The sequence below is a fragment of the Vibrio sp. 10N.247.310.98 genome (assembly GCF_041467395.1).
GTDB lineage: Bacteria > Pseudomonadota > Gammaproteobacteria > Enterobacterales > Vibrionaceae > Vibrio > Vibrio crassostreae_C.
Map to the genome: position 1 here is coordinate 1 of NZ_JBFSUL010000107.1, position 3,615 is coordinate 3,615.

Sequence of the window (3,615 nt, forward strand, 5' to 3'; positions counted from 1 at the left end):
AACATCACTTCACGCTACCCCTTATTCCATATGGGTTTTTCATGATCTTGCCCTGGGGTCAATGCTCACTGTCTATTTGAACGAACTTTAAGGTGGCGATTCAGGGACTATGGTTGAACTCTGCTTTGACTCAGCTACGCAAAATGGCGTGAACATCGATTAAACGCCATTTTGCTCGGTTATCCGCTAGTTAAGAACGGTATAGCCTCGGTTGATCATACAGTTACGATTCACTTGAAACTTCTGCTGCTCAGATAGCTCGGCGGATTGTCTTTTTTGAGCACCGTGCTTTAAAGCGCCGCTGATAATACCGATGCCAGCACCAATTTTTGCACCATCATGACCACTCCCGCCAGAGACGGCTCCACCAACCGCACCCAGCGCTGCACCCTTAGCGGTTGAACCGACAATATCGCTGCCAAGAGAATCGACCTCTTCAGGCTTCACTTGTTGAGCGTATTGCTCACATTCATACAGATCGGCGTGATACTGTGTTTCATCAACACCTTTAGTATCGACAATGATTTGATTAGCAAATACTGAACTTGATGCTACAAGCAATATCGCTGCGATTGGAGATAATGGAAATTTCACAATATAGACCTCTAGAGTATTCATTGCATTGTTAAAGTGACGTGTAGTTCTCGATGAAATCAAGGCGACGATCGGTGTACTCACCAGAATCCAACATCTTAGATAACCCGCGAAGCGTGTTGTAAGGCTGAGAAACGGCCACCATGTTAATGAGCCAATACGGAATATCGCCACCTGGATCACTCAATACTCGATAAGAGATATGGGTGGTGTTTTCGTCGATTGGTGTCAGGATCCAACTCGCCTCTAATTCAGCCACTCTGATGATTTTTTTATTATTGTTTGGCAGGTAATCAGGCCTACCATGCTGATCAATGGTGACAACCATCGTCTTTGGATCTTGAGTGATGACGTTCTCTACGATAGCTTCACGATCGGCAACTGGCCAAGGTGCCTTGGTATAGGTTTTGGTGATCGTGTGCGCCGCACTAAAATGCTCTATTTCTTCCATGTCATCGATGTTTTCTACCCATTGCGTGCCAACAGAGGTATCGATAAAGAGTGCGATAATAGAAGTGAGGGACGCGTTGATGTCGCCTTCTGCTCGAAATTCTTTAAAGTGACTGCCTTCAATTTTACGGTTATAAACCTCGATGCCTTTTTTATCGCGTGCCAGTGACCAGCCATCGGTGTCTGATGCAAACACCGAAACTGAACAAGCAAGAAGAAGCAAAGTAATAATCTTATTCATCATGTTAATGAGCGCCCTTTCCAGCTGATTTTATTGGTTTTAGATAAGCGGTAACTGTTCAGCACGAGTAGGCTTTGAACACAAATACCGAAGGGTACGGTTAACGCAAATTTTGCGGGAACAAACAGTTCCTTAACCAAAATGAAGTAGGTGACGATCGACACCAAGAGCATCACAGAGCTGACAATGAGCGAATAAGCATGAATGGCAGACATGTCACTGATGAAGGCGTTCGCCGATACAAGCATCAAAAGCGGTCCCGCCCATGCGATGATGTTGGCTTTGATGAAGACTTTTAAAGCTTGTGCTTGCGATTGACAATTCACAATAAGATTCATGTTTTTGGAAAAGCCAGCCCAGATTGAGTTGAAGTCTGAATACATGTGCGTACTCATTAGTTTGTCTGCAAATGCCCAGAAAATCTTAAATCCATTGACCTTCATGACTTTTGCAAAGGCGATGTCTTCCGATATCGCGTTTGCTACTGCGGCGTGTCCACCGACTGCGTCGTAGGATTTTCGGGTAAACAACATCGCCTGACCGTTAGCAATCGCTTCTTCCTTAGTCATGTCGTTCGAGTTTTTAAAGTTCATATAAGATGCGATCGATAGAAAGATGCCCGGCAAGGTCGCTTTTTCTGCCACAGACGCAAAAGTTTGTTTTGGATTAAACGATAAGAGATCAGTTTTTTGTTGGATAGCAAAGTCGATAACGCTCTGTAGCATCGCGGGTGCTGAATCGGTATCTGCATCAATGAAATACACATATTCACCGCTCGCGTTGAGTGCGCCAGCCATACATGCATTGCTCTTACCAAGCCATCCGGTCGGTAACGTTCTACCTGAAATACAGCGCGCGTTAACGTCGAACTTACTGATCAATGCTTCTACTTTTGCACGGGTTGAGTCAGTAGAAAAGTCATCAACAACAATGACTTCAAACTTGTCTTTTGGGTAGCTCTGCTTCAATAGAGAGCCAAGGCTGATTTCAATATTGTCTTCTTCATTTCGCGCAGGAATAATGACGGAAACAGTCGGCCACTCAGTTCTTTTGAACGATATTTTAGGTTCAATGTGAATACGATGGCGCTCTAAGTTCGCAAGTGTGATTAGAAACTTGACGGTAACGATGCAAAGCAAGGTCGTAATAATAGCTAAAATCATAATGACTGTGGTCGGAATAAAGTGATGGAGAGACAGGAAAGAATATAGTGGAGTGTGACCTAGCGCACATCTTGTATGTAGGACTTAACCCTTCAAACTGGAATGCGCTTCTGTTAGCGTTTGCCTTGGAAAGATGTGAAACAGTGACTGACAGGCGGTAAAATAAGCATTGTATTCACCAGCGACTCTAGCGATATAATCGAACCCAGAACCGTTACTCAAGATAACGAATGATCATAATCCAATAATAGGTACGCCCGACATGCCCCAACAAAACATCAAATTTATCGCGACTGATATGGATGGCACCTTACTCGATGAGCATGGAAAGCTCGACCCTGAGTTTTTCAATCTTTATGAGCGCTTAGAAGCGCAAGATATTATTTTTGCTGCCGCGTCTGGCCGCCAGTATTACAGCTTGCTAGAAACATTTTCCCCGCTTAAAGATCGCATGATGTTTATTGCTGAAAACGGCACATTAGTGATGCACAAAGGCCAAGAACTTTACAGCTGCTTGCTTGATACCGATGCCATTAAAGAGATCATTAAAGAAGCTCGAGCTATTGAAGGCGCGCATGTGGTGCTATGCGGTAAGAAATCGGCATACATCGAAACCAAAGATGAGCGTGCTCTGGCGGAGATCTCTAAGTACTACCATCGCCGTGAGCAAGTAGAAGACTTACTGGCGGTAGAAGACGATTTCATCAAGGTGGCTATCTGTCACTTCGACGGTTCACAAGAGAAAGTGAACCCAACTATTGATGCCAAATTCGGTGAGAACTACCAAGTGGTTGTAAGCGCAAAAATTTGGTTAGATGTGATGAACGCTGAAGCGTCAAAAGGTGCGGCGATTAAACATCTACAGAACACATTAGGTTTCACTTACGAGCAGACCATGAGCTTTGGTGATTACCTAAATGACTTGGAAATGCTTAAAGAGAGCTACCACTCTTACGCGATGGAAAACGCGCATCCAAAGTTAAAAGAGATCGCGCGTTTTGGCGCGCCAAGTAACGTTGACGCGGGTGTGTTCCAAGTACTTGAGAAGTTGCTAGCGTAACGCTCTTAAGCTAGATTCGATTTTTATCAAAGCCAACTCGTGAAAATGAGTTGGCTTTTTTGTGGTTCATCGCGGATTAGCGGGAACTAAAAACAAAAACGGTAGTA

The 3,615-nt window shown here is 44.3% G+C and carries 4 protein-coding genes; 1 reads left to right on the forward strand and 3 read right to left on the reverse strand.

What is annotated here, in order from left to right; translation table 11 throughout:
• Positions 1-186 precede the first annotated feature (186 nt).
• Genes AB6E78_RS22720 through AB6E78_RS22730 form a run of 3 tightly spaced genes read right to left on the reverse strand, consistent with a single transcriptional unit; the run spans position 187 to position 2,448 of the window.
• Positions 187-594 carry a glycine zipper family protein gene (locus AB6E78_RS22720; RefSeq protein ID WP_372111717.1) on the reverse strand — a complete coding sequence of 136 codons (408 nt, stop codon included), beginning with the start codon at positions 592-594 and terminating at the stop codon, positions 187-189.
• 31 nt (positions 595-625) lie between these two features.
• Positions 626-1,288 (reverse strand): START domain-containing protein, encoded by a 663-nt coding sequence (locus AB6E78_RS22725; RefSeq protein WP_017072305.1) that lies wholly within the window; start codon positions 1,286-1,288, stop codon positions 626-628.
• On the reverse strand, positions 1,285-2,448 hold the full coding sequence (locus AB6E78_RS22730; protein ID WP_017064013.1) for a glycosyltransferase family 2 protein: 1,164 nt from the start codon (positions 2,446-2,448) through the stop codon (positions 1,285-1,287). The genes AB6E78_RS22725 and AB6E78_RS22730 overlap by 4 nt, the downstream gene beginning before the upstream one ends.
• Before the next feature lie 262 nt (positions 2,449-2,710).
• On the opposite strand from AB6E78_RS22730, the gene AB6E78_RS22735 reads away from it, so the two are divergent.
• The gene (locus tag AB6E78_RS22735) at positions 2,711-3,508 is read left to right on the forward strand and encodes a Cof-type HAD-IIB family hydrolase (protein ID WP_017069716.1); all 798 of its coding nucleotides are present in this window, start codon (positions 2,711-2,713) and stop codon (positions 3,506-3,508) included.
• Positions 3,509-3,615 lie beyond the last annotated feature (107 nt).